This window comes from Azospirillum sp. B21, from assembly GCF_008364825.1.
In the GTDB taxonomy this organism is placed as follows: domain Bacteria; phylum Pseudomonadota; class Alphaproteobacteria; order Azospirillales; family Azospirillaceae; genus Azospirillum.
Genome location: NZ_VTTO01000017.1, coordinates 42,238 through 66,985, shown reverse-complemented (window position 1 = coordinate 66,985; position 24,748 = coordinate 42,238). Strand labels below are relative to the sequence as shown.

Genomic DNA, 24,748 nt, shown 5'->3' with positions numbered 1-24,748 from the left:
CCCGCCCGGCCGGCGCTGGCCGTCCTGGGCGATGCCGCCGGCGCCGCGGCGGTGCTGGTGGAGCTGGTGGATGTTACGCTCGGACGCAAATGGCTGTTCGCGCACCGGAAAGGCTGGAGCGCGTGTTGATTATGCCCAATTCGGCAGCGCGCCAGAGAACCATATCGACGGTCGCAAGGCGGTCTCCGGAGGCGTTCGCCAGAGGACGACAGAGGGTAACCACAGCAGGATAGAGATCCTCGATTCGCGCGGTCTCCCAATCAGGCCGCCCTGCAAGCCGTGCCATGTGGCGGTCAGGCTTCACAGTATCAACGCCAAGATTCTTCGCCGCATGATAACGGGTGATTGGTCCGATCCAGGGAAGGCACCCAAGCCATTCGATGCGCTGTTCATCGCCGGCGATGGCAAGGAACTCGACAAGAAGTGTCTCGCGCTCGGACCAGATGCGGTCTAGCGCGGCTACCTTGCCTACATGGCGGAACTCCTCGCCCGCAGATCGCCCCGCTTGAAGAAGGGCTGAAATGCCAAGCCGGGCCTTAGCTTCCACCCCGTGCCAGAGGTCGTAGGCGACACGGTACCGCATGCCGCTGTTCAGAATGACCCAACCGAGTTCAAGAGCAAAAGCAACCGGGCATGTTGGAGGGGCAAGATTCTGGGCCCACTCAATCTCTCGTTCATAGCCCGCCGCGCTGACCGCAGTCCGAAGCGCCAGATACTCGTCAAGGGTCATGGGGGGCTCCGTATGGTCGAACGGGCATATAGATTGACGGGATGATCGCAGTGTCAGGTGATCGGACAGCGTTCGCGGATGATACCCTACCGGGCTTCGCTATAGTCCCCAGACCAGGCCGTGCGGCGGCGGTTACACGCGCCAGATAACGTAGCCGGCGGCTCGGAGGGTGGCGGCGGCAAAGCTGCTGCGGGTAAAGACTTCGGCTTGGGCGCTGGACCACCGTCATCGGACGGTCCGCATAGGATCGCGGGGTGACCTCCGACAAGCCCGGCGGCATAGTCGGCCCATGCACAGGGTCGCTGGCCTGATAACTGCCGGGCACGAGTATGGGTGGTGGGGGGGGTAGCGGACGATCAACCCACAGGCCATGTGGTGGCGTTCATCAGGTCGCGCGCCGCTGTCAGCTCCGTGATTACGGAGGACAGCGCCTGACGCTGCCGCGACGGATCGGCATAGACGCCGTGGCCGTCGACGATGCGACCGCTGAAATCCAGATCAAGACGCTCCATGACGCGCGCAACGCGCTCCTGAACATTGTCGGTTGCTGCGGCGGCCTTGCTGATGGCAGTGGACAAGGACGGGATCCTCTCGTTGATGATCGGGGGCTATTTAGACGGATCAAAATTTCCAACGCGAAATCAAGCGGTCCAGTACCCACACTGCGCACAGAAGAACGATGGACACCAGTAGGCCCCACAGGCGATGCCAGATAGTCACGGTTGCCCCCAATTCCGCCATCATCCAGTACGGGAGCTGACCCACGATCAGGAACGGAAGGGCGAACCATTTTGTTGTTGTCGTCATCGGATAATCTTCTCCAGCCGCGCATGCTCTTTCTGCTTTGCGTCAATTAGCTCACGTTTTCTTGCAGTGTCCCAGTCGGTCAATAATGTGCGGCAATCGCTTAGATCCGGTGTCCCCCGCGCAGCCTGAGAAAGAGCGGCGCAGGCATAGCGGCGCGCTTCCAGCCGGTAGTCCAGTGATGTCGAGCCAGCATAGACAGAGAGGACACCAGTGACAATAGCTGGACACACATTATGAATCCACGCGGAAGTACGACTCTGCCGGAAGGCGATAAGGACGGTGGCGAGGGTCACTAGACCTAAAAAGATGGATACATAAAGATAGAAGTCGGCTTGATTGTCATAAAATAGCGCCTGTTTCTCGTCAGTTACGCACCCAGCTAATGACAATACCGCGAAATAGACCGTAATACGACAGTTTTGATAAATTCGCGTCTTCATCCGGTACTGGGCGTAGTGATAATTCATTTCGGAGCTCCGTTGATTCGGGGGTCAGTTGGTGATGCCGGCGGTGCGCTCGCGTTCGACATCCTCCAGGGCATGCAGACAGGAACGTCGAGCTGCCGGTCCACCTCGGCATGGGCCAGTTGGCGACGATAACTTGCCCGGTGGCCGGATCGCGCTCGACGGTGGTTCCAGCCTCTCGGAACATCTCGTCCATGGTGTCGTTGCCGGTCTTGATGGGGGCGGCCATGTCGGGCTCTTTCGGCTTGAGCAGCGATTGATGGATGCGTTCGTTGTGCTCTACGGCGCAGCCCATGCAAGGGCAGCAGCGACTTCGTCCGGCGTGACAGGAACGCCGACGCGAGCAACGTGTGCAAAGGCTGTAACAGCTTCTTGAGGCGTAGCGTCCTCGATTGTCGTGGTGGTGATCTTCGCACTGCGCACCGCGTGAGATGCCGCATCGAACCAATCGAAGACATCCTTCGGAATCTGGCCCTGATGCTTCGAGACCAGCGCATTCAGCGCGGGAAGCAAAAGCGCAAGGTCGCCCAGTAGGCCAACCGGAATTCGCCATCCGGAGGATGCGTCGGACTTCGGCACCCACAGGACACGCCGTTGCTCACCGTCAGCGACGATCACGTCGTCGCCCGCCCAGGTCGCACGCTCCGCATCGAACAGAGACATGGGGTCGGGCCGGGCGGCATCGGCTGCGAGGAAGCTCCATGCCAGCGTCGTCAGGCGCTGTTGGCCGTCAAGGATCATCCCGGTCCAGCGACTGGCGCCGGCAGCTTGGATCGGCCCAAGACGGGAGCGGCCAGCTTTAGCCAGGTCAACGCCAGCACCCGGTTTCCAGATGAGGAAGGAGCCGATCGGCCACCCGTTCAGCAAGCTCTCCCAAAGGGCCGTAACATCCGATTGGCTCCAGACGTAGGGCCGCTGGAAGGCTGCCGGGACAAGGCGACCGTCGAGAACAGCCTGGAGGGTGTCTGACAGATGGTCGGCGGACTGATGGATGCGCATGGAGTCTATCTTGGCGGGGGATTTCAGATGCTGGCGCTGGCGGCGTCCCGCCGTGACGCTGGGGGCCATGACCGAAGCGTGCGGGACGATCAGGCGCCGTGCTGGCAGCACAGCGTTTCGGTGTCGTCGGCCCACCAGCATCCCGACGGGCAAGCGCGGTCCATGGTGCAGCCACATACACGGCAGCGCCCGCGTTCCGGTGGTGCGCCGACGTCGGCCGGCGCGGCGTCCAGGTGCAGGATCGTCTGCCTCAACTCCAGAGCGCGGCGGTACACTTGATCGACGTCCGAACAGGTCGCGAAGCGGATCACCGGCTGCTGAGCGGCGAGCGCCACAGCGGCCGTCACCACACCAGCGCCCGTGGCGATCAGCAGGGTGTCGCCGAGCGGACGCGGTAAGGGCGCGAGATAGCGCCCGATCAGGCGAGCGGTCTGCCAGGACGGGCCAACCAGAACGGGGGTTTGCACGGTGCCGACCTCGGTGGGCCGGACGGGCTGCAAGTGGAGCATGATGATCAGCCTCCTGTAGCTGGGCGACATTTCGTGGATGGTCACCGAAGCCTCCCGGCCAGGGCGGGCGAGGGCTTGGGTAAGCCGGGATACAGGCCTCCCGGCTGGGCCTGCTCGAAGAGGATCAGACGCCGATAGCGCCAGGCTTGCTCGCTCGGATGATGCGGGCCAGTTCGGCGACACCACAGGCACCGGCCTTCTCCATGTTCCGCTGGGCGTCAGCCGGCTTGCGGTCACACGGTGACCAGGGCCAGAGATCGTCGGCGATCTGACGGGTGCGCGCGCTGCTGGCAGAACGGTTGGCAGCATCCACTGCGAAAGCGGCGGCGGCAAGGGCCAGTTCACCCTTCTGGTGCTCGTCGTCGTGGTCGGTATCGTAGCCCTCGGCATTGATCTGGCGCACGCGCTCGCGGCCGATCAGGAGGAGGGCCTGCAGGTCGGCTTCGGGAAGCTGGACGGCTAGGCCAAGGATGTCTGCGGTGATGTCGTCGGTCATGGCGGCCATGATGGTGTTCCGTTTGGTTGGGGTCGGGCAGAGTCAGTCGATTGGGCAGTCACGCCGGATGATATCCCACCGCGCGTCGCTGTAGTTCCCAGACCAGCCCGTGCGGCGGCGGTCCCGCCTGCCCGAGTTTGTCGCCGGGACGAGCGTGATCCATGGGGCGGCCTTGGTGTCCTCTATGAGGAACTTGGAGCCGGCCGGGTGATGGCCGGCAACCATGCTCACGAAATCGCCGGGGCGAAGCTCGTTCGTGGGGAGTCCAGTCGTGGGCATGGTCAAGCTTCCGGTGGCCGGGAGTTGGTTGGACAGGTCAGCGATGCCCGTCGATCTCTTCGTCATCCAGTTCGTGGATCTCCGCGAGGTGGGCGCGGTAGCCGTCATCCCATGCCCGACCGCAGTCGCCAGCATCGCGACCGCCATAGGGATTAGAGTGCTGGCCGGCGCCATTTTTCGCGGCGGTACGGCCCTCAACGCGGCATTGCATCAGAGCAAGGCTCATCGGTGCATCCTTCCGGGCTTGGTTCGTTTATGCATCAATCATGTGGCAACTTGCAGCGGGGTCTGGACGCTGGTTGGATCCCACCGTATCCAGCGCATGTCGAACTCGCGGGTCTTGTGGACGTCCCACCAGAACCGGGCCATGTCATCGTAGTCGGTGAAACCGTCCGCCTGCGCGAACACGTCGAAGTCGGCGATGTGATTGACCTCTTCGACGGGGTGCCCGTCCTCTAACTCGCCGATGATGATCCGCGGCCGGTCAAACCAGGCGCGCAGGCGGTCCTGCGACGAACAGATGGCGGTGGCCAGCAGCCTACATGCCTGGGTCCGCATCCCCGTGTAGAGCTGCAACGCCTCGCCCGGCCGCGCATGGCGCCGCTTGCCGGCGCTGCGGATCGTGCCGGTCTTACGGAGCGTGACGATCGGCATCTCGAACCGTGGATTGAAGCTGTACGCGACCACAGCGAGTCTCCTTCAAAAGTGTTCCTCAGATGCCGACGCCAGTCTGCGTACCTAGGTCAGCGAAGAGTGGCGCCCTGGTCTCAGGATGCACCTGCAGCAAACCGGCTGGTCTGGTTCCCCCAAACGTCCCAGCCCTCGCCAGCCGCGCGTCTTGCGAACAGTTCCAAGTATGGCCCTGTTGCTAGGCGCTCAATGCGTTCGTATGCCTCATCCGGCTTCCGGCTGTGCTCGCGACGCGGAGAGATGATCCACCGTGACACATCTCGTCCCACCCGGCGGGGAGCGCCGCGGGTCGCGAGCAGACACTGCTCAGGGTTCGCCCGCGTCCAGTACCCTGGCCCCATGAACGGACTTCCGTCAGCGTTGGTCTTCGTCCAGTAGAACCCGACGGTCTTGTATCGAAATCCCCACGCGCGAATGACCTCGAATGCATGCTCAAGAAATGGGTCGGTCACCCAAAGGAGAAGAATTGCATTTGAAGCGGCCAAGTGACCGACAGGAAGGGCCTTAATCTCCGCAAGCGGCATGCACTCGTAGTGCCTGACGGCGTTCTTGCCCTCACCCTTCGCCGAAAAATTGCGGAACCGCCATGGCGGATCGGCGTAGATCAGCCCATATTTCTTCCCCGCCGGCAACGCTGAGAACGGCGCCGGGTGCGCTGGCTGGCTGGCGAGAGGAGACGCCAGCGCCTCATCGGTCAGGCCCGGGTCCCGCGATATGACCGGCGTCAAATGCATAGCTCAATCCTGCTGCGGAGCGTCGGTGGCAGCAACGGCCACGCTGGAGCCGATGGCAAGAGCCTTGGTCAGCTCGAATATTCGATGCCGCACGGCCTTCTGGGGGATGCTGTAATAGACCCGCAGCATCGCCGTCGTCTCGGCGTCCGGAAGGGCTACCAACTGGTCGGGGGTCACCAACTCCGCCGGATCGGGGGCTCCTGCTACAGGCTCCGTATGAAATCCATCGAAGAAAAACGAAATGGAAACATCGAGCGCTTGCGAAAGTCGGTAGAGGCGCGAGGCCGAAACGCGTGAGCTGCCAATCTCGTATTTGCGGAGCTGCGCCCAGTGGATCCCAAGCGACCGGGCAAGGGTGTCCTGCGACAGACCAAGGAGGGTCCGGCGCAAGCGTATGCGTGAGCCGACATGCGCGTCCACAGGGTTAGCAGTTCGCAGTACGCCTGCATCGATGCGGACAGCGTCGGCGCGCGGGCGACCGCGCCGGCGAACTGTCGGAGCTGGTTGGGACATCGTCATGGTTTCCAGCTCATCTCGTAGGCGGATAGAAGGGGCGCAGAACGGGCATCTCTCCGCCCTGCATGGATCGCATCGCCTCAAGGGTCGGAAGGCTGTCTTCGTATGCCACACGAGCAGCTTCGACAGCACGGAACAGCTCCGAGCCATCGGGTGTGAGGGTACCGTCTGCGGCCAGGTAGCGGCGGGCCAGTTCGGTGGTCGGCCGGAGGTTGCCGCGGGTTCCGGTGCCGATCTCCCAGATCGTGTGCACGAAGGACGGACGAAGAGCCTCTAACTCCGCGACTGCAGAGGCCCAGAGCGGAATCTCCATGGGAGGGTGCCTTCTGGTGGCGAGGACGGCAATCGCCGGCCTCTTGGTTGGATAATGGTTGGCGATGTCGCTACAGCGGAGCTGTGATTTGGTCCCCTAGCGCTGCAGCGCTAGGATCCATATCGCCGCCCGCGAGCACGCTGCGACCGTGGTCGGTCAATTCAGCCCAGCCACAGGCCGGCGCCACCTGGTTATTGATCAGGACATAAGGCACCGAGGTCTGGTCCAGACGAACGACGCCGTATGCCGCCATGGAGCGGAGAAGTGCCCACACTGCCCGCGACTGGATGGCGGCACGGTCGGTCGTCCGGCAGATGTCGGTGCCGTAGCTGTCCGACACGATCACGAGGGCGGCAAGCTGCTCGCTGCTGACGGTGTTCGGATGGTCATGCGCTGGCCGCTGCTGGATCTCTGGGTCCGCGGGCCGCCATTCAGCGGGGCACGATTCCATTGCAGCAGCTCCGTTCACAGGTCGCCGGACGGCGGTGGCGGACAGTTGGCCAGCGCAACCTCGATCGCGCGTTCAAGAGCATGTGATGTTTGGTCGACGCCAAACTGATAGCCGATGAGGGCCGCCGTCACCGCGTCAGTGTCCGCGTCGAAGGGCAACACGAGGGTCGTGTCGGCATCGATCAGCAGCAGGGTCGATCCGTTGTGGCGAAGAACCTGGGGACCCTGTACCGCTGCGGCGCTGCCGTGCTGATTGGCGAAGTAATCCTCCACCTCAGCGGGACCATAGCCGAGCTTCAGGGCTTCCTCCCGTGTGAGCGGACGGGAGGTGCCATTCAGCCGCGCCATATGCTGGCGGAGCGTGAGCGTGGTCTGCCGGCCGCGGTGCTTCAGGCGTTCATCAAGCGCCGCAATGGTACTGGTTTCGAAACCAGTTGGCGGGCGTGGATAAGCTGCGGGCATTTCATGTGTCCTCGTGTGGATCGCGCTGGCAACGCAGCCCGAACATCGAGGCCCACAACAATGGGGCGGTGTCGGCGAGCGTGGAGCGCGGGCGCTGACATGTGCCAGCGCGAGAATGCGTTTCCACTGTACGGGAGAAACCGTACAAGTCAACAGCTCTCATCACTCTCGGCAGCAATCTCGCTGAGTTCCACAATCATCGAGGCGTATCGGCGTATGCGCTCGCGAGCCACCTGTTGACACTTCCGGCGAATGGACTTCGACATTGGACGGTGCCGGGATGAACTGGGATCAGTAGCGAGCATGGATACATAGTCCTCGCTCACCCCAAGCAGCTCAGCGGCCTCTGCTTGGCTCAATCCGGTGACCGTTAGCCAAGTGCGGAAATCGAATCTCGTTGTCATGAGCAGACTGTACGGGGATATCCGTACAAGCGCAAGGGCGCGGCGATCCGTTCTGGACAGCCGCGCCCGTAGCTCGATCAGCGGATGTAGGAGCAAGCCGTCGACAGGTCGATCTGCGTCAGCGGTTCGACGATCACAGCCGTCGGAGACCCGAGTGGCCCGGCAACCCCGCTCCTGCGGGCCGCACAAGCGTCCTGGACCATTTTGCGCTGTTCGGGTGGCAGCGTCGCGATCTGCTCGGCAACGCCCTGGCCGGAAACCCTCCCAGCCAGGGGAATGGGGCCGGTCGGGGAGGGCGGTGCCTGTGCCTGCAGCACATGGACATAGCCCAGCCCCGGGTCGGCGGCGCCGATCACGCCCTCGTGCCCATAGCTCACAGCTGCTCGCCATGCGGGCGGCGTTGCCCGGACATCGATCATGGCCTTGATATCGGGGGTGAGCGGCAGCGTGTAGGTCTGTGCCGCGAGAACGGACGAGTTGTCGACCGCGACCGATCGGACGGTGACATAGACGGTATCGGCGCCGATGGCGTAGGTGCCCGTCACGATGGCCGCGGCGTTGTGGCCCTTGGCGATGGCGGCTGCATCCCGCGACAAGGCGAACTCGCCTCGCTCGTTGACACCAATGGCGTTCATCAGACGGATCTCGACCACATCGTATCCTCGCTGCGCCAACCTTGCACTGATCTGCTCCGCAGTGGCCTGTCCGAACGGGGTTGAGACAGTCAGGTTGGTCACCGGCACCAGACTGGTCACCACCACCCGGCCGCCCGGCCGCCCAAGCGAGCCCTGCATCTGGTCGGCAAGCCGGTCGGCGGTTCCGGTCGACGCGTCGGTGATGCTGTTGGTGTGGAGGACCGATGCGCAACCGGCCAGCACATGGCTGACGATGACGGCCGCGAGAAATGCCTTAGCGCGTCTGAACTGGTACATAGCGGCCTCGCGGTGCGTGATAGGTGGGGGTGTCTGCATCGGCGATCACGAAGACGTCCGATCGGCGCGATACGTCATACCCGCGCTGGCTCACGACGGTCGTGACGAGCACCTCCCGTCGGCTCGAGCGTGTCGGATGTCGAACCGTCTCGCTGTGGAAGGTGATCTCGTAATCGGCGACGCCGGCGCGCTCTTGAGGGGCCATGATACGCGCGGCATACCCCGCCCGCACCAGCTCGGTCACCAAGAGGTCGGCATACCCGACGTCGAAAGCCGGACCAGTCTCGGGAGAACGAACCGATATGCTGCGCATCCGGTCACCGAAAGTGGTGCGAATCTCCTGCGCCGTCACTCGCGCGGCGGCCTGCCAGTCGCTCGCCGAGTTCAGACGCTGCACGCCCGGTTGACCAAGCGGTCCGGGGGGATCGTCCGGCATGCAGCCGGCGAGTGCCGCGGCGGCCGCGGCGATGAGAACGATGGATCGCACGAATGACTCCTGATGGTCACCGGGTCTGAACCCGGGAGAAGTGGGGCTCCGGAATCGGACACTCTCCGGCCCCTGTGCTGGCTTGGCAGCTTGACAGCACGAGTGCGGTGAGCAGACACAGCGATGCCAAGCGGGCGCGGATCATTGCGAGGATCACGCTGGAGGCGACTGGTTCGCAGCTGTCGCGGGCGCTCGGCTGAACGCCGCGTGGAGAAAACGGACACTGAGGCCGGGTGTGGCATTCAGCGCGTCGACGATGCGTTGACGAAGTTCCCCCTGGGGATCGAGGTGCCGCATCAGCGGGGAGAACTCGATCAACTCGAGGTTCCCAACCTGAACGCCGCCATTCAGCCCCTTCGAATGGCCGACGAAGTCCGGCACGGGGAAGGAAACAGTGTCATTTGGAACGGGAGCGGACATGCACATGCCTTCCTATTTTCGGGAGTTAATAGCCGGGGAGGGTGATGGTGTTGATCGTCGTGCCGGTGGCGTCCTCCAACGTCCAACGAGTGAAGTCGGGACCAGGCCAAGTGGCGGTGGTGCTCTCTACGAGCAGCACGGCGGCGCGCCCGATGTCGGCATGACCAAACCCAGGACCCGCCGGCGGTACGGCGAGGGCGGCGGATGCCAATTCGGCGGGATCGGTTATGCGGTCGATTGCAAGACCATGGCTCATGGCTCACCCTCGGATGCAGCGATGAACATGATGTTCCTCCATGCCTGTCATGGAAGCACTGTAGGAGCCGGCGCGACTTCGCGCGCCCGAAGTAGATGCAAAAAATTTTTGCGTTTTGCTCTACGGCGCGAGCTCGGAGGCGTCTGATATCACCGGGCCATGCTGTTCATTCGCAACATCGTCGAGCGCTGGCGCACGCGCCGGCAACGCAATCCGGACCAGCCGCTGCAATACGCAGCGATCGAGCTGGAGCCGAACGTGTTGCCGCCGGTCCCGCCGGAGAACCTGCTTCTAAAGCACCATGCGATGCTGCTCGATGCAGAGCGGATGGTCGACCTTGAGTTTGTCGACTGGGAGCGTCTGGCGAAGCCGCTGTTGCAGACGGTTGCCGGATACTACCACCTGCTTCCAGCCTCTGAGGCCCATCACCACTGCACACCCGGCGGTCTGTTGGAGCACAGCCTGCAGACAGCCATGTATACGATGCGGGCAAGCGCTACCGTTCTGTTCGAGAGCGGCGGCGCACCGTCGTCACGACGGGAAAACGAGAAGCGCTGGCGTCTGGCAACCTTCGTGGCGGCGCTGTTGCACGATTGCGCCAAGCCGCTTTCCGATGTGCATGTGACGGCGCCCGATGGTGAACTGCGCTGGAACCCCCTGCGGCAGGGCCTGTGGGAATGGCTGCAGGAGCATCACTTGCCGGGTTACTGCGTGACGTTTCGTCGCGCCCGCCACGCAAATCATGAACTGCGGGCGTTCGAGGTGATGCACCGCCTGCTGCCCGTCGAACTCAGGGAGTGGCTGCTCGAGGCTCCGAACCAGGACATCTACCGAGTGATGCTTGGAGCCATCACCGGATCGCGACAGGACACGGTAATCCAGCGCCTCGTGTCGAAGGGCGATTCCCAGTCGACTGACCTCGATCTGCGCGAGAACGCCATGAATCGGCTCAAGGTGGCCAGTGTGGCGGTGCCGGCCTTGTCGAGCACTCTGACGATAATGCGCGGCCTCGTCGCCGATGGCTCCTGGACCTTCAATGCGCCCGGATCGCGGCTTTTTCTCGTCCGCCACGCGACCGGACAGCGCCTCTACCTGATCTGGAACAAGGCCGCGGAACAGGTGATCGAACAGCTGCGCATCCGGCGGATCGTGGGCGTCGACCGGAATGCGGAAGCGATCCTCGCAGTGCTCGCGGATGCGAGGGTCATCGTGCCCCGCAGCTTCACCGATGGGCGGCCGACAACCTGGCTCCATGCTGTCGCACCCGACCCAGTCACGGCGTCTCTCGGCCGTATGCAGCCGATGTCCGCGGTGCAGATTGCTGATCCCCGCTATCTGCTGGGCGAAATGCCATTGCCGACTCCGGTAGGTGCGTTGGTCAATGACGAACTCGAAAGTCACGACCCCGCCTCAGTCACGGTGAACGGCGGGCATCCTGAATCGACCCCAGACACTGATATCTATGTGCCGCGGCGTGTTGACGGGTCAGCGCTGCTCTGCAGGGGGTGCCACAATGCCCTCCGCTTGGTGCGCTTCTCGCACGCCGCCTGGTCATGTGTGTCCTGTGGCTGCTTCTACGACAATGGCCAGCTCTTCGACGTGACCGGCGAGCATCCACCCGCGGCGTCACCAGCGTTGCTGGAAGAGGCTCAGCGTGATCTCGACGCGTTCATGCAGTCCGTTCGTGAAATCGCTCCATCAACCGTGGGCCCCACCGAAGCAGTTTCACAGGTGCATTCCGCTCAGCCGGTTCCTGGCCGGGAGCCGATGGCGACGACAACTGCGCCAGCGAGCAACATCGTCAAGTTTCCTGCCCCGGCAGGGTCTACGTCGTCAGTGCCGGCTTCAGTGCAAGCCGCTACGAGCGTGCCTCAGCAAGCCGCCGGTGCCGTGCCCAACGTCCCGCCTCTCAGCGAAGTGAGGGAGGGGGAGGGTGCGAAGGCGGAGGTGGCAACGCCTTGGACAACGGAGTACGGAGAGGTCTTCTTCGATGTGATCGAGCCGCCGAAGGAACTGGTCGCGTCGGCGGCGCCGGCGGCGGACAGGACAGGATCGCCCCCACCTGGCGCGACTGCTCCGGAAGACAGCGGCGAGAACGCCGAACCCACAAAGGCAGGTGAATCTCGCGAGCCCTCCGCCTTCGAACAATGGGGTGCGGGTGGGAAGGTCATCGAGACAATGCTTGCGGACATTGCCGCCGGCGTCTGCACAATTGAGGATCTGTTCGTCTCTGCCGACAACACCCTCTTTGTCGTCCTGGGAGCCTTGCGCTCTTACGGGGACGTGATCGCGAGCGCGGACCTACCCGCGCCGAAGGCTATTGATGTGCTCAAAGTGCTCGTTGACAGCGCTGTGGTCTCGTCCAGGACGGTTCGAACAGTCGGAAACGAGTCTGGTTACCCGATCAGTGACAGCGTTAGTCAGTTGATCATGCTGCGGCTTTCCGCACCGATCGCTGTAGCGGCAGGGCCGCAAACCGGCCGCGACACCGAACATGCGCTGGAGCCCGCTTCAACCGCAGAGGCCCAGCTGAGCGGCTCGCCTGCGCCAGCACCAGATCGCAGTGCTCAAACTGCAACTGAACCTGATGAAGCGCTTCCGGTGGTCCAAACACCTTCCACGTCGGAAGATGATTCCCAGCCAGTGATTGAGAAAGCCGCTCAACCTGTCGCAAAGCCGTCTCCGGCAGAGGACGAAATCGACCCGGACCTGATGCCGTGGCCAGACGTGGCTGCCGTGTTGGCGAAGGAGAGCACCGCGGCGGCCGTCGACCGGATCGTAGGGATGATCCAGCTTGGGGACCAACGGATTCCAGGAGGCGTCCGGCTGAATGGCAAGGAACGGCTCTTGCGGCGATCCGGTCTGCAGCAAATCACGGAGCAGCTTCCCCGGATCAGGAATTTGCTCTTGGTACGGATTGGAAAATCAAAGGATATCGTCGTTGAGGAGGACGTGGCATGAGTGTCTTCGACACGTATGAGATGCCTTATCGGCCGAATTATGAACTGGCATCGGCCGCCGGGTGCGCGATGACACTTGTGGCAGCTCCCATCGTCCAGCACATGACTCAGTTGCCACCCATGCCCTTCTACATCGTTGGCGGCATGGCCGCCGGCCTGGCAGTGTTCGATGGACTCCGCGGGACCCGCCTGGCGCTCCGTAATCGGCGCATGCGAACGCGCTTGACCCGGGAGATGGACCTGTCAGAGGTCCAGCAGATGGCCAAGCGCAGCAAGAACTCCACATGGGTCGGCTACGGCTTTCGCTGGGAGGCGATTCACACACAGCGTGCGGTCGATCTGTCACGGCTGCCCCGTCAGAGCGTCTTTGAGAAAGGCGAAGGGGAGGGCGCGACGTGGATGCATGGACTGGAGAGCAAGGACGAACCACTGTGGCTTTCGCCGAAGAGCCGCGGCACCCATGTGAATGTGTTCGGCACGACGGGCGCCGGTAAGACGAAGCTGTTCTCCGCCATGGTTGCCCAGGACATCATGGCTCACAAGGCGGTGATGTTCATTGACCCCAAGGGAGACCGTGAGCTCCAAGAGGTCATGCGCCGCGTGTGCGTGGAAATGGGCGTGCCGGAGAAATTCGTCTATTTCCACCCCGCCTTTCCCGATCAATCTGCTCGCATCGACCCTCTCTATAGCTTCAACCGGGCAACTGAACTGGCAAGCCGCATCGCAGTTCTGTTGCCGGGCGGAACCGATGGCGCGGCGTTCGTCGCGTTCTCGCAGAAGGTGCTCAACAACATTCTGCAGGGGATCACCTCGATAGGCCGTCGCCCGACGCTTATGAGCGTGCGCTCCTACCTGGAGCTGGGTGTTGATGAGCTGGTCACGCTGGCGGTGGCGAACTGGGCGCGCATCTGCATGCCACAGGGTTGGAAAACCGAGACCGACAAATACCTCCAGGACGCCAAGGACCTCACCCAGAAGGCTCAGCGCATGCGCGCCTTCTACATCGACAAGCTCCGCGGCCCTCATCCGAACCAGGACCTGGAAGGTTTGCTGTCCATGTGGGCTCATAATCGCGAGCACATGGCCAAGATGATCGCGACGCTGCTGCCGCTGATGGACATGCTGACATCAGGCACCATCGGCCGAATGCTGTCGCCGGCCGGCGATGATCCGGCCGACACCCGTCGCATCACCAACATGAGCCAGATCATTCGACGCGGGGAGGTGGTTTACATCGGCCTCGACACACTTTCAGACCCGCAGGTTGGCTACGCGATCGGGTCCATCCTCATGGCGGACCTCACCAGCGTAGCCGGCGATCGGTACAACTTCGGGATCGGCAACCGGCCGGTGGCTGTATATGTGGACGAGGCGGCTTCGACGTTAAGTCAGAGCGCGATCGAGATGCTGAACAAGGGACGTGGCGCCGGGTTCGAGGTGACCTTGGCGACGCAGCTCTTTGCAGATTATGTGGACCGGTTTGGGTCGGAAGACTCAGCGCGCAGAATCCTTGGCAATACGAACTCACTGATTTCGCTTCGCACACAAGACATCAATACGGCGGAGTTCATCTCGGAAGGTTGGGGAAAGGTGCGAGTGCGCGGAATCGAACGCATGCAGGGAGAGATGGGAGCACAAGATTTGGCAAGCGCTGGGCGGTCGTCGGTTGGCGAAAAGCTGGGGGAGGAAAGTGCGCCGCTGGTGCCCCCATCACTTCTCATGCAATTACCCGATCTGGAGTATTTCATGTCGACGCGAGGTGGAAAGATCTACAAGGGGCGTCTGCCGATCCTGAAAGGAAAAGCGTGATGGCTGCGCTCAAGCGCCGATCTGCTGAAGGCAAGGGAACGGGCGAGGGTGGGGTGATAATCGACCTGCGGCCGCCGTCACTTCGCACGCGGGATATGCTCAATGGCTGGAAGCGCCATCTGAAGCGTGAGCATCGTGGAGTGGCAACAGCTCTCGGCAGCATGCTTATCGATATCCCAATCGCTGCCGACGCGATGTTGGGGTTGGCCGAGTACGTCACCGATGCGGTGATCGTCGGCCCCGCAGAAAAGCCCGAGCCATTGCTCTGGTATTGTCTCTATCGCGGTATCATGACCTACGAGGAGGACGCGCTCGTTCGAGTGGATCGTTTTGGAGCGTATCTCGACGTCCTCGCTGGCACTGCAGCTGAAGCGCTTCAGAACTGGCGTTTCGGCGACGCCTGCGGCCGATCTTGGCACGCGGGCGATGGCGAGCCTTTGGGGCGCTGGCTGGTGGCGACCAGCGGCCCTTATGAGCTGCAGCCCGCCGGCGCTGGGGTCGCCGACACCAAAGAGGCCATTCGCAACTTCATAAAGCCCGACTGCTGGAGAGATCATCATGGCGGCGAACCGGAACCAGTCTTGGATGGTGTGGAGCACATGGTGGTTTCTGCTCGCTGAGTTTGTGGCTGTCGCCTTTCTGGTTCCACCGCGCCTGGTTCGTTGGGTAGAATTCGAGGAGCGGATGATGACGCATCAGCAGCTTGGAGAACCGACTGCCCTTTGGGTGGAATGGACGGGTCATCTCTGGTACCGGGACCTGTTCGAAGATTCGGGAGCACGGAATGAGGTCACCCTCTATTTCCTGCCCACGGCAGAGGAACGGCGGAATGCCCGTGGGATGGATGAATTGGGTCAAGACTGGTGGTTCCCATATTGGGCGGCCCGCATCGAGGTCTGGTTCAATGTGCTCGAGAGGCTCTGTCATCGCGTGGCGATGTTCATCGCCTGGGCGCCGTTCTTCATTCTGATGATTTGCTTGTGGGGCTGGCGCGGGGTGATGAGTTGGAGGATCCGGCGTCATGGGTTCAGTTACGCCTCGCCGCTCAAACACAAGGTGGGCCTGTTCCTGATGGTCAGTTCGGTACCATTCTCCCTGAGCCTGCTGTTGCTGCCCCTGCCTCTACCGCCCCTGAGTGCGGTGCCCATCGCGATCGTGGCTGGGTTGGGGACCTACATTATGGCCACATACACGCGCAAAAGGATCTGAAGCCCAGTATGCGGCGTCGCATACTGAAAGAGCAGCTTCAGAAATGCAGAAACGCCGGCGGATAGCCGGCGTTTTGTATTTTTTGCTCCAGGATTATAGCGCCTTCATCACACTGCGGTCAGCATCAGCCTCTTCAAGCACCCTTGGTGTTCGCGCGCATACTCGTATGCGCAAAAATTTTGCTGCTGATCGGCGCCGGCGGCGCGCGGCGCGAGCTGCACCACCGCGGCGGCCGACCGGCCGGGCCGGCGGCGATCCTGCTGCTGATCGGCGCCGGCAGTTCCTCGTTATCGAGACTGTTTCGCAGCCGGCTCTGTAATGTCCAACGGAAGCAGGCGGTAGCGCGGGGCTCCTATCCGGCCGGGGCGCCCGGTGTCGACGATCTGGACCCGATCTTCCATGCCCTGGATGCCCCGTTGAAGTCGGGACAGGGCGTCCGCGTCGAACTCCTCATCCGTCATGATGGCGCTCCCTTTCCAGAATGTCAGGAGTTAGCATGCGCCGCTTCCATTTGAGTGCAGACGGGATGCTGGTCGGTGGCATCGTCGTTGCCGTCGCGAATGCAATGCTTGGTGGGTCTGATACCGCCCTGGGGGCAGCAATTCTGTTCGCCCTGTACGGTGCCGCGCGGCTCGCCTACTCGCGTTTACCCAAACCCTCCTATTCTAGACGACGGTTAGTGGCGTTCGGCGGCCTTCCAACCGTTGGTGATGATTCACGGAGGACCTGGAGGATTGGTAAAGCGTCATGAAGCCAACCCTTCCTGTGGGGTTCGACTGCCTCTAACGCCTTGGCCCTTCCCTCATCGACATCATAGACCGGCACGTCAGCCGGCACGCCATCGAGCGCAGCTATGGCTGTCTCGCGCGTGTCAAATGGTCCCGCAATCGCAACTGTAGCTCCAGAGCCCGACATGGCCGCTGCGAGAAAGCCGTTCTCTGCTGGATAGGTGACGATCAGCAGAGGATCCAGATCATCGTCGGGCGGCACCTCAAAGCCCGAACTCGGTGGCGACGGAGCGACATATCCGTCTGGAGCGATGAAAATAAAGGTGAAGGCAAGCAGAACTCCGCCGGAGGCGGCGATGTACCCCGCACCGGGAATGGATGGATCGGCAGCCATTCCCGCTATACCGCTGGCCGTCACAACCACGCTCAAGAGGTACTTCACGCCCTTGCGGCCAGCGAATTCCTTCTTGATCGCGTCTTTCAGGCTCATGACCAATTCGCTCCTATATTCACACGCGGCGCCAAGCTCCACGGGTTGCCTTTCTGGAGGCTTACCGCGGCGCCGGTCCAGCGCGCCACGGCGTTTCGCCTGTGCGGCCGGAAAGCACCCGCGAGACGGCAATGCCAATGACGGCGACAGCGAACACACCAGGGGCCAGGGCATCTTCCCAGGCCCCGCTCACCGCCCACCGCATCGACGTAACGAAGCCGGCCAGCACGAGCACCCAATCCCATCCGACCAGAATGAAGCCGTTGCGACCGTTGAAATTGGGCTTGGTCAGGATCAACGAGCGCGGATCATCCCACATCTTCCAAAGGAAAGCGAAAAACTGGATGCGTTCTCCGCTCAGACGCTGGTATCTGCGACGGTGTATTTCAAGCAATGCTATGCCGGCAACTACCAAGACCGGTACTAGCAAGTTGTTGCCTAAATTCATTTCTCCCTCCATCGATATACAGTGGCAGGTCAATGCCTGTCTGGATATCTCAGCGCCGGCGTGGCAGTCGACCGGGCTCTGCCAAGCGCTTCGTCGCATCCCACAGCCCCAGTGCGAAAGCAGCTGCGCGATCGAGAGCCTCGGGAGGACTGATGTCCGTCAGGCGTTCCTGGCTGGTCGCTCCAGGATCCTGGACGGGTGCGTAGCGGTGACTCATTGGGCCTCGCTGCTATTGGAGTAAGAATTCTACTGCACGGGCGCACACCGTGCGCGAAAAATGCTCGTGATCGTCTGCGATGGCGGCGGGTTGAACGCTCCGAGCGTCGTCTGGTGCGCAGAACGTCGCGACGGCGCCGAGTTTGACAGACTTCCAGGGTGCCGACCTACCGCTTTCGGAAGGTGACGCCGCCGGCCAAGGAGCCCCCAGACAGCTCGAATGCGATCCCGGCTGCCTCCAGCGCGCGCACGATGTCAGCCAGTCCCTTCGCGGCAATGGTGGGGATCTCATCCCCCGCGGCTTCGGCACGCTGAACGGTCGCAACCCCGAGCCCGGCCTTTTCGGCAAGGTGCTCCTGGCGCCGCAGGCCGGCCAGCTGGCGTGCGGCCCGTATCTGGTTCCCAGTCAACATGATCGGGGTATGCACGGGAGCCGCCCCACCTTCAAGATTTCCCATCTACATGCCCATACAATACGTCTCCAACGATTGACAATTTATCAGATATGATGGTCTATTCAAACAGGAATAAGCCGCCAAGTGGCATCATGACGACCCAATCGCGGGCCTTAGTGATTCGAGAAACCCTGTCCGAGAAGGACCTCATCATGCCGACCACGCCGCACCCGTTGACCGTTCCCCTCGACACCATCCTGACCACGCTTGAAGCTGTGCTCGATGACCAAGCCAGTGTTGGAATTCCGCTGGGTGCAACTCCTGCCGCACGCACCGAACGTGCCCGAATCCTCGCCGTGGAAATCGAGGGCAATGCAGGAATTATCGACGAGGCCCTTTCACCTGCCCTGACAGCCCTGTCCGGTATCAACGACCTGCTTCTTGCGGTGCATGGCGAGCCGAATTCAGAAATGCCGGCGGCCATCCGCCCCTTGTCCTGGCTGTACGAAATGATCAAGGATTGCAAGGCTCGCGGCCCGGCGCCGGATTGCGAAGATACCAATGCCTTCTGGACGATGGTGAGTGAGGTGGAAGCGATGCACGCCGCAGCGGCGGCGGCACTCAAGAAGCTGTCCGCTAACACCGGTGCATCCGCCATCTGACTACAGCAAAATCGGAACTCGCTATGACCTGCAACACCGACACCGACGGTCTCGACTATGACGTGGAAGCTGTCCATTATCCGGAAAACGAGCCGGAGTCAGTCACTATTCAATTAATGGGGCTGTTAGCCGAAATTGCGCATCGCCGCCGGCACCTGGGTCCACGGCCGGAACTTAACACCAAGTATCCGGAAATCGGCCGGTACAGCGAACTCGTACTTGCAGTGGAAGGGCTGATCGACTGCGCTGGCTATCCCTTCCCGGATTATCGCGAGAAGCTGATCAGCGTCGCAGCCCTCGCCTTGGACGCAGCAATTGCAGTCGACAATGGGGCCGCGGTCCCGAACTGCGATGTGAACGCGACTGCCACCAGCTCATAAGCGAGAGGGCCCCGTCAGTATCGAGGGTTCACACGATGACCATACGAGTCCCTTACGATTGCACCGCCTGCGGTGCCTGCTGCCGAACGGCACTGTGGGCCGTGCGTGTTGAAGCGGACGACATCACGCCACGGCACCTTACCCGCTCCGTTCGGCGTATCATGGGCTTCGCGAGCTGGGAGGCCGACGAAGGCGTGCGGGCCATGCGCAACGTCGATGACCGCTGCGTTGCCCTTCGCGGTGAGATCGGTGTCGAGGTGCGCTGCGCCTGCTATCAAAGACGGCCAGCGGCCTGCGTTGATTTCGAGCCGGGCTCCGCAGAATGTCTCAAGGCACGCGGCAGCAATCCACAGCTCAGCGGCTAGGGCACGACGTGGTACTATTCGCACAATTCATCGCGTTCATGCTGCCTGTGGACCCATGATGCCGACCGAAGCTCTCGACCTGTTCGCAGACCTCCCAACGATGCAGGCGCCGCCAGCCCCCGCAAGGCCTCGGCGCTCACGCGCCGCTGAAGCGGGGCCGCCCGAAGCGAAGCTGGAACTCATCGATCCGCCGCGTGTGCGATTTGGCCGGCCGGTACAACCCCGCCCCGAGCACCCCCGGGTTTACCAAGCGATACTGCTGCTGCGCCGTCGTGGCCTGCGCGTCACCCGGTCGGGCGCATATCACTGTGTCGAGGGTCGGTTGCTCAACACCAAGGAATTGCTGGCCCGCGCCGCCGCAGTGGCGGTGGATTAGGGCGGGCGCTCGGTTCGACACAAGCCAATATAGGGGACCAGCGAGCAGCCTCCTCCACCGCTATGGGAAGCGCGATCGGGACACGACAATAGAGCGTGTTAACCCGCGAAATTTTTGCGTCGAAGGCGGTCGCGCGACGACGGAGCGAACAGCGATAACGAGCCGTCAATGCGAGGGAGATACCCATGGCTGACGGTCCGGTCAGATTGCCGCGAACGATCGACGCGCCTCCGATTATCTTTTTGTGGGATATTTACGAGATTGCGCCTCCGAGCGTCGGCATGATCGCCGGCGTGGTCACCGACGAATTCCTGGCCTGCACCGCGATCGGCTTCATCACGAGCCTGCTCTATCGGCGGTTCCGCGACGGACGGCAGGAAGGGTGGGAGCGCCACGCGCTGTACTGGATCGGCTGCTCGCTACCGACCAAGGCGCGGACCTGGGTGAACCCGCACATCACGAGGTTCTTCCCGTGAACGTCAAGGATATCATACGGCGCGTCAAAAGCGGCCAGGGCGAGAACCGGCTTTACCGTGTTCTGGTGCCGATGCAGGCCGCAGCTATTCTCCTGCTGCTCGTCCAGCTCATGCAGAGCCGTGAGCGGATCATCATCGTCCCTCCGGAGCTGAACGGCAAAGCGGAAGTGGCCTACAACAGCGCCAACACCGAATACAAGGAGGGGATCGCGCTGTTCCTCGCCCAGCTGCTGGGGAACATCACGCCTGAAAATGCTGATTTCGTGAAGTCGGCCATTGGCCCGTTTCTGGATCCGTCGATCTACAACGATGTGATGCGCGAGGTCGAGCGGCAGGTGAACGATTTCAAGGTTGAGCACGTCGCTCAGAGTTTCAAACCGAAGAAGCTGTTCACTGAAGCTGCCACGGGAAAGGTGTTCGCATTTGGCGCGGGCATTCTGGAAGGCGTTTCCGGCAACACCCAGAAAGCAGACCAGAGCTTCGAATTTGTCATCAACGTGCGTCGCTTCCGCCCGCTGGTCACGGCCCTCGAAACCTATCAGGGCGAGCCTCGGACCAAAGAGGTCTTGGAGCGGATGCATCAGCAGGAACTGCAGCGTGCGGAGCGTGAACGCGAGCGCGGTCGGACTGGCCGGTAAAGGAGCCTTTGTCATGAAATCGATGGTCCTGGGCGGCGTGGTAGCCGCCATTCTCGGCGCGAGTGTTCCGGTCGCGGCGATCGAGCTACCCGCTGCAACAGCGGTTCCGGCGGGAACAGGCGTCACGAGCCGCGATCTGCCCGCAGTACCGGCGCGTGTTGTAGCGGATGCCCGCCAGAAGACGTCGACGGCGGGAGCAGAGCCAGCCTTTTCCTGCGATGAACCAAGCGCCATCGACCTTCATGTGCAACCCGGTGTGACGACGCTTGTCTGCGTCGCTGTCAACCACCTGAACCGCATCGTGGTGCCATGGACAAACCCGGTTGTGCGCACCGTCTCGTCGGTGAACGTCGAGGTCCATGGCAACGTCATATACATGAGCACCGCGGCCACCGAACCGGCCTCGTTGTATGTCCTGCGCGAAGGCAGCGAAGATGTTGCCGTCAGCCTCACCCTGGTTCCATTTAGGATTCCAGCGCGTGAGCTTCGCCTGAAGATCTCTCAGGACGCGATGCCGACGGTCCAGCCTGACACAGGCGCCGCGGCGAAGTGGGAGCAGAGCCAACCGTATGTGGAGACGCTGTTGGCGGGTCTTGCCGAGATCGCGCGCGGACGGGTTCCGCAAGGATACCAGCTGCGTCGGGCAAGCGACCAGGATCGTACCCCGACTTGCGCGTTGCCGACCGGCCTCAGCGCTAATTTCCGCAACGGCCAAGTCCTGGTCGGGGCAAATCTGGAGATCTCGATTGGACTGTTGTCGAACAACGGCTCCGCTGTGGATCTGGTCGAACCGTGGTGTGTCACGAGCCAAGTCGTCGCCGTCGCATTCTGGCCACGCGTGCATCTGAACCCCGGTGAACGCACCGAGGTCTATATCGTTCGCCGCCGCGGCGAGCCGCCGTCCAGGGTCGAAGGGCGTCCCTCACTGCTGGGAGGCCAGCTGTGATCGACATGGAGACACTCCGCCGGCACTGGCTGAAGCTGCCGGCCAACTGGCGCCGAATTCTGACATGGGGGGGCGCCATCGGCGCAGTCATGTTCTTTATCGGCGTGCTGTCCCCGCCCCCAGAGCCTGAGCCCGTGAGGCGATCCGGCCAGCAGGATCGTGTTCGAAACGTGTTGAGCGTTGGGAACGCCCGCGATGTCGGTGTTGGGGCGTTGTCCGCCCAGCTGACCGAGCTCCAGAAGACCATCCAAAATCAAGCGCAAGAAATGCAGCGTCTGCGGGCCGATCAGGCTCGCAACGACAAGGTCGTCTCTGCACTGTCTCCGTCTGGGGTCAATACGTTTGAGCGGAAGCTCGAAGAAATTGATCAGCGGCTGAAAGCCGCAGAGGAACTGAGGATGCGGATGACGTCGACGCCGGTCGACGGGATTGCGGCACCAACACCGGCTGACCCAGCGGTTGATGACCGGGCGCCGACATCGACCAACCTTCCCAGCCAGGGTGGGCAGTCAGTTGGTGGTGCGCCGGCGAGTAAAGCAGAGCCGCAGCAGCCGAAGCCTGGTAGTTCGGAAGACTTGCGCGCGATCGTTCGCGGCGGCGGCAGCAATCGTGCTGATACGGGGCGCACGCCCTATGTACCACCTTCGCCTCCATCTGGGCAGGGCAACCCGCCGCCGAACCAACAGGTCGCTGCCGCGCCGCCATCCAATGCCGCAACACCAGCGCCGCTGACCATTCGCACCATCGCCGAGGAAAAACCAAAGGCCCAGGCTGCAGCAGCGACGGGGAAGCCGGGCTTCAGCTATTTCCTACCCGCGGGGGCCCTGACCAAGGTGACTCTGCTTACCGGTATCGACGTGCCGACGGGTCAGCAGGCTCGCAAGAATCCCTTCCCGGCGTTGGCCCGCATTACCGCCGAAACCAGACTGCCTAACCGTCAGCAGGTCGACTTGCAGGACTGCGTGGTACTGATCTCCGGCTACGGTGACCTGTCGAGTTCGCGCGCTATGCTGCGCGGTGAGACGATCAGCTGTATGCGCAGCGACGGACTGGTCATGGAGGCGAAGTTCCCCGCCTATGCCACAGGCGAGGATGGTCGTGCCGGTGTCAGGGGACGGCTGGTCGATAAGCAGGGCGCGGTCATTGCCCGGGCTTTGATTAGCGGCTTCGCGTCCGGTGTCAGCCAAGCGTTCAATGTGCGCGCCGTGCCGATCATACAAACGGCGCCCACCGGCGGCTCACAGCCGTACGTCAATAATTACTCCGAAAATAGCCTTCGCTCGGCGGCAGTGTCTGGCGCAGGCTCCGCATTGGACAAGATCGCCGATCATTATCTGGCAATGGCCGCCGACCTCTACCCTGTTCTGGAGATTGCCGCCGGTCGAGAGATCGACGTGATCATGACGGAAGGTGTGAAGCTTGAGTTCAAGCCAGTTGCCACGGCAGCTGACACAACACCAGCTCGGATGATCGCCGCCTCGACTGGTGGCAGCCGGCCGGGCAATGCCGATACGCGGCGGGGCGGGAGCGAACCCGGAGAACTTCCGTCAATCCGCCCAAGCGCCAGGCAGGAGAGGCCGGAAGAACCGGTGCAGCCCTTCTATAACCTGCCGAGCATGGCTCCGCGGTGATGACGGCCGCCGGTGCGGCCATGACGCAAAAAAAGATCGTCGCGCTGAACTGCCCGACGAATTTCAACCGATTAACGTGGCGGAGGTTTGAGGTGGGCATTGTCAGCAGTCTTCGTGTCCTGAGCACGGTTGGTCTGCTTGGGCTTACGGGTTGCACGAGCTGGCTCAGCATCGGGGAAAGCGAGTTCTCGTGTTCGGGGCTCCCTGATGCCGGCCAGCGCTGCATGTCGGCGGCGCAAGTCTATGAGGCAACTGACACACGGCACGGCGCGCGGATCACGCTGGGGTCCAGCTCGGAGGGTGCAACGGAGGTCGCCGAAAGGCGGCCGGTGGGCGGTGAGAACCCTGCTCCTAGTGACTGGCCGATGCCAGTCCCGTCTCTGGGAGATGAACGGGTACCGATCCGAACGCCGGCACAGGTCCTGAGGGTCTACGTGACCCCTTGGCAGTCGACCGAAGGGCACTTGTTCATGCCAGGTCACGTCTACACCGAGGTTCGCGCCAGACAATGGCAGATCGGTGTGACTGGCCCGGTCAGCAACGGATTGGCTCAGCCTCTCGACGCGACGCGTGGAGGTGGGCCGCGGGAGTAACTGGAGGGGCCATGAAGTATCTGCACAAGCACAAGAGGGTTCTCGGATTGCTCGCGGCGACTGCTGTTGTCGCGGTCGCTGTCGCGGTGGTGATGACGCCGGACAACGCCTATGCCGGCACGAATGCTGCCGAGTTCGACGAAATCTGGGCCACCGTCAAAGGCTGGGCCCAAGGACAGTTGGGCCGTGTCATCTGCGGCGCGATGATGGTGGTGGGACTGGTGCAGGGCATCAGCCGCCAGTCGCTGATGACCTTCGCAACCGGCATGGGTGGCGGCCTCGGGCTGTATCACAGCCCGCGCATAGTCGAAAATATCATGGTCGCGACGCTGCCGAGCAGCGTCGGCGACCAGGCGCTGGCCGCCGTGGCAACGCTTCCGCCGATGGCGGATGCCGCCACCGCCGTCATCACCGCCGTCCCGCCCGCAGCGCTGAATGCTGCTGCGGCAGCGATTACTTCGCTTCCGTACTGAACCCG

The 24,748-nt window shown here is 62.5% G+C and carries 33 protein-coding genes; 13 read left to right on the top strand and 20 right to left on the bottom strand.

Features of this window, described 5'->3' with window-relative positions; all coding sequences use genetic code 11:
* Window positions 1-73 precede the first annotated feature (73 nt).
* From FZ983_RS27420 to FZ983_RS27340, 17 genes are all read right to left on the bottom strand, one after another.
* Window positions 74-730: a hypothetical protein gene (locus FZ983_RS27420; RefSeq protein WP_149227379.1), complete on the bottom strand. Its 657-nt coding sequence runs from the start codon at window positions 728-730 to the stop codon at window positions 74-76.
* Window positions 731-1,086: 356 nt separating this feature from the next.
* On the bottom strand, window positions 1,087-1,308 hold the full coding sequence (locus FZ983_RS27415; RefSeq protein WP_149227377.1) for a hypothetical protein: 222 nt from the start codon (window positions 1,306-1,308) through the stop codon (window positions 1,087-1,089).
* 225 nt (window positions 1,309-1,533) lie between these two features.
* Window positions 1,534-2,004, bottom strand: coding sequence for a hypothetical protein (locus tag FZ983_RS27410; protein WP_149227374.1), 471 nt, complete (start codon window positions 2,002-2,004; stop codon window positions 1,534-1,536).
* Between the two features lie 276 nt (window positions 2,005-2,280).
* Window positions 2,281-3,000 (bottom strand): DUF262 domain-containing protein, encoded by a 720-nt coding sequence (locus FZ983_RS27405; protein WP_188092547.1) that lies wholly within the window; start codon window positions 2,998-3,000, stop codon window positions 2,281-2,283.
* An 89-nt stretch (window positions 3,001-3,089) separates the two neighbouring features.
* Window positions 3,090-3,554 (bottom strand): hypothetical protein, encoded by a 465-nt coding sequence (locus FZ983_RS27400; RefSeq protein ID WP_149227370.1) that lies wholly within the window; start codon window positions 3,552-3,554, stop codon window positions 3,090-3,092.
* A gap of 79 nt (window positions 3,555-3,633) precedes the next feature.
* Window positions 3,634-4,014 carry a hypothetical protein gene (locus tag FZ983_RS27395; RefSeq protein WP_149227368.1) on the bottom strand — a complete coding sequence of 127 codons (381 nt, stop codon included), beginning with the start codon at window positions 4,012-4,014 and terminating at the stop codon, window positions 3,634-3,636.
* Window positions 4,015-4,321: 307 nt separating this feature from the next.
* A complete protein-coding gene (locus FZ983_RS27390; RefSeq protein ID WP_149227366.1) occupies window positions 4,322-4,510 on the bottom strand; it encodes a hypothetical protein in 189 nt (62 codons plus the stop codon).
* 38 nt (window positions 4,511-4,548) lie between these two features.
* Window positions 4,549-4,971 (bottom strand): hypothetical protein, encoded by a 423-nt coding sequence (locus FZ983_RS27385; protein ID WP_149227363.1) that lies wholly within the window; start codon window positions 4,969-4,971, stop codon window positions 4,549-4,551.
* A gap of 80 nt (window positions 4,972-5,051) precedes the next feature.
* The gene (locus tag FZ983_RS27380; protein WP_149227362.1) at window positions 5,052-5,708 is read right to left on the bottom strand and encodes an MT-A70 family methyltransferase; all 657 of its coding nucleotides are present in this window, start codon (window positions 5,706-5,708) and stop codon (window positions 5,052-5,054) included.
* Window positions 5,709-5,711: 3 nt separating this feature from the next.
* Complete coding sequence (locus tag FZ983_RS27375; RefSeq protein ID WP_247884004.1) at window positions 5,712-6,227, bottom strand: helix-turn-helix transcriptional regulator; 516 nt, start codon at window positions 6,225-6,227, stop codon at window positions 5,712-5,714.
* 10 nt (window positions 6,228-6,237) lie between these two features.
* Window positions 6,238-6,537, bottom strand: a complete 300-nt coding sequence (locus tag FZ983_RS27370) for a hypothetical protein (protein ID WP_149227360.1) — start codon at window positions 6,535-6,537, stop codon at window positions 6,238-6,240.
* A 70-nt stretch (window positions 6,538-6,607) separates the two neighbouring features.
* Window positions 6,608-6,988: a hypothetical protein gene (locus FZ983_RS27365; protein WP_149227358.1), complete on the bottom strand. Its 381-nt coding sequence runs from the start codon at window positions 6,986-6,988 to the stop codon at window positions 6,608-6,610.
* Between the two features lie 14 nt (window positions 6,989-7,002).
* Window positions 7,003-7,449, bottom strand: a complete 447-nt coding sequence (locus FZ983_RS27360) for a hypothetical protein (protein ID WP_149227356.1) — start codon at window positions 7,447-7,449, stop codon at window positions 7,003-7,005.
* A 481-nt stretch (window positions 7,450-7,930) separates the two neighbouring features.
* On the bottom strand, window positions 7,931-8,785 hold the full coding sequence (locus tag FZ983_RS27355; RefSeq protein ID WP_149227354.1) for a FlgO family outer membrane protein: 855 nt from the start codon (window positions 8,783-8,785) through the stop codon (window positions 7,931-7,933).
* Complete coding sequence (locus tag FZ983_RS27350; protein ID WP_149227352.1) at window positions 8,763-9,272, bottom strand: hypothetical protein; 510 nt, start codon at window positions 9,270-9,272, stop codon at window positions 8,763-8,765. Before FZ983_RS27350 ends, FZ983_RS27355 begins: the two co-directional genes overlap by 23 nt.
* Window positions 9,273-9,425: 153 nt before the next feature.
* Window positions 9,426-9,692 carry a hypothetical protein gene (locus FZ983_RS27345; protein WP_149227350.1) on the bottom strand — a complete coding sequence of 89 codons (267 nt, stop codon included), beginning with the start codon at window positions 9,690-9,692 and terminating at the stop codon, window positions 9,426-9,428.
* Window positions 9,693-9,717: 25 nt separating this feature from the next.
* The gene (locus tag FZ983_RS27340; protein ID WP_149227348.1) at window positions 9,718-9,948 is read right to left on the bottom strand and encodes a hypothetical protein; all 231 of its coding nucleotides are present in this window, start codon (window positions 9,946-9,948) and stop codon (window positions 9,718-9,720) included.
* Between the two features lie 159 nt (window positions 9,949-10,107).
* Here FZ983_RS27340 and mobH point away from each other — a divergent pair, with 159 nt between their 5' ends.
* The 5 genes from mobH (at window position 10,108) to FZ983_RS27315 (ending at window position 16,441) form a co-directional block, all read left to right on the top strand.
* Complete coding sequence (gene mobH, locus FZ983_RS27335; RefSeq protein WP_149227346.1) at window positions 10,108-12,909, top strand: MobH family relaxase; 2,802 nt, start codon at window positions 10,108-10,110, stop codon at window positions 12,907-12,909.
* Window positions 12,906-14,717, top strand: a complete 1,812-nt coding sequence (gene traD, locus FZ983_RS27330) for a conjugative transfer system coupling protein TraD (protein WP_149227344.1) — start codon at window positions 12,906-12,908, stop codon at window positions 14,715-14,717. Before mobH ends, traD begins: the two co-directional genes overlap by 4 nt.
* Window positions 14,717-15,337 carry a hypothetical protein gene (locus tag FZ983_RS27325; protein WP_149227342.1) on the top strand — a complete coding sequence of 207 codons (621 nt, stop codon included), beginning with the start codon at window positions 14,717-14,719 and terminating at the stop codon, window positions 15,335-15,337. Before traD ends, FZ983_RS27325 begins: the two co-directional genes overlap by 1 nt.
* A complete protein-coding gene (locus FZ983_RS27320) occupies window positions 15,276-15,926 on the top strand; it encodes a DUF4400 domain-containing protein (RefSeq protein ID WP_149227340.1) in 651 nt (216 codons plus the stop codon). The genes FZ983_RS27325 and FZ983_RS27320 overlap by 62 nt, the downstream gene beginning before the upstream one ends.
* A 143-nt stretch (window positions 15,927-16,069) precedes the next feature.
* Entirely contained in the window at window positions 16,070-16,441 is a 372-nt protein-coding gene (locus tag FZ983_RS27315) for a hypothetical protein (RefSeq protein WP_149227338.1), read from the top strand.
* Window positions 16,442-16,586: 145 nt separating this feature from the next.
* On the opposite strand, the gene FZ983_RS27310 is transcribed toward FZ983_RS27315, so the two are convergent.
* The 3 genes from FZ983_RS27310 to FZ983_RS27300 all read right to left on the bottom strand — a co-directional run bounded on the left by FZ983_RS27310 (window position 16,587) and on the right by FZ983_RS27300 (window position 18,236).
* A complete protein-coding gene (locus FZ983_RS27310) occupies window positions 16,587-17,144 on the bottom strand; it encodes a hypothetical protein (protein ID WP_149227336.1) in 558 nt (185 codons plus the stop codon).
* A 61-nt stretch (window positions 17,145-17,205) separates the two neighbouring features.
* A complete protein-coding gene (locus tag FZ983_RS27305; protein ID WP_149227334.1) occupies window positions 17,206-17,592 on the bottom strand; it encodes a hypothetical protein in 387 nt (128 codons plus the stop codon).
* 383 nt (window positions 17,593-17,975) lie between these two features.
* A complete protein-coding gene (locus FZ983_RS27300) occupies window positions 17,976-18,236 on the bottom strand; it encodes a helix-turn-helix transcriptional regulator (RefSeq protein WP_211103000.1) in 261 nt (86 codons plus the stop codon).
* A 119-nt stretch (window positions 18,237-18,355) separates the two neighbouring features.
* Between FZ983_RS27300 and FZ983_RS27295 the strand changes: the two genes are divergently transcribed.
* From FZ983_RS27295 to traA, 8 genes are all read left to right on the top strand, one after another.
* Complete coding sequence (locus FZ983_RS27295) at window positions 18,356-18,865, top strand: hypothetical protein (protein WP_149227332.1); 510 nt, start codon at window positions 18,356-18,358, stop codon at window positions 18,863-18,865.
* Window positions 18,866-18,888: 23 nt separating this feature from the next.
* Entirely contained in the window at window positions 18,889-19,245 is a 357-nt protein-coding gene (locus FZ983_RS27290; RefSeq protein WP_149227330.1) for a hypothetical protein, read from the top strand.
* A 35-nt stretch (window positions 19,246-19,280) separates the two neighbouring features.
* Window positions 19,281-19,610: a YkgJ family cysteine cluster protein gene (locus FZ983_RS27285; protein WP_149227328.1), complete on the top strand. Its 330-nt coding sequence runs from the start codon at window positions 19,281-19,283 to the stop codon at window positions 19,608-19,610.
* A 561-nt stretch (window positions 19,611-20,171) separates the two neighbouring features.
* Entirely contained in the window at window positions 20,172-20,462 is a 291-nt protein-coding gene (traL, locus tag FZ983_RS27280; protein WP_149227326.1) for a type IV conjugative transfer system protein TraL, read from the top strand.
* On the top strand, window positions 20,459-21,100 hold the full coding sequence (locus tag FZ983_RS27275; RefSeq protein ID WP_149227324.1) for a TraE/TraK family type IV conjugative transfer system protein: 642 nt from the start codon (window positions 20,459-20,461) through the stop codon (window positions 21,098-21,100). The genes traL and FZ983_RS27275 overlap by 4 nt, the downstream gene beginning before the upstream one ends.
* A 13-nt stretch (window positions 21,101-21,113) precedes the next feature.
* The gene (locus FZ983_RS27270; RefSeq protein ID WP_149227322.1) at window positions 21,114-22,046 is read left to right on the top strand and encodes a type-F conjugative transfer system secretin TraK; all 933 of its coding nucleotides are present in this window, start codon (window positions 21,114-21,116) and stop codon (window positions 22,044-22,046) included.
* Window positions 22,047-22,051: 5 nt separating this feature from the next.
* Complete coding sequence (locus tag FZ983_RS27265; RefSeq protein WP_247884007.1) at window positions 22,052-23,677, top strand: TraB/VirB10 family protein; 1,626 nt, start codon at window positions 22,052-22,054, stop codon at window positions 23,675-23,677.
* A gap of 604 nt (window positions 23,678-24,281) precedes the next feature.
* On the top strand, window positions 24,282-24,743 hold the full coding sequence (gene traA / locus FZ983_RS34375) for a TraA family conjugative transfer protein (RefSeq protein WP_188092545.1): 462 nt from the start codon (window positions 24,282-24,284) through the stop codon (window positions 24,741-24,743).
* Window positions 24,744-24,748: the final 5 nt, after the last annotated feature.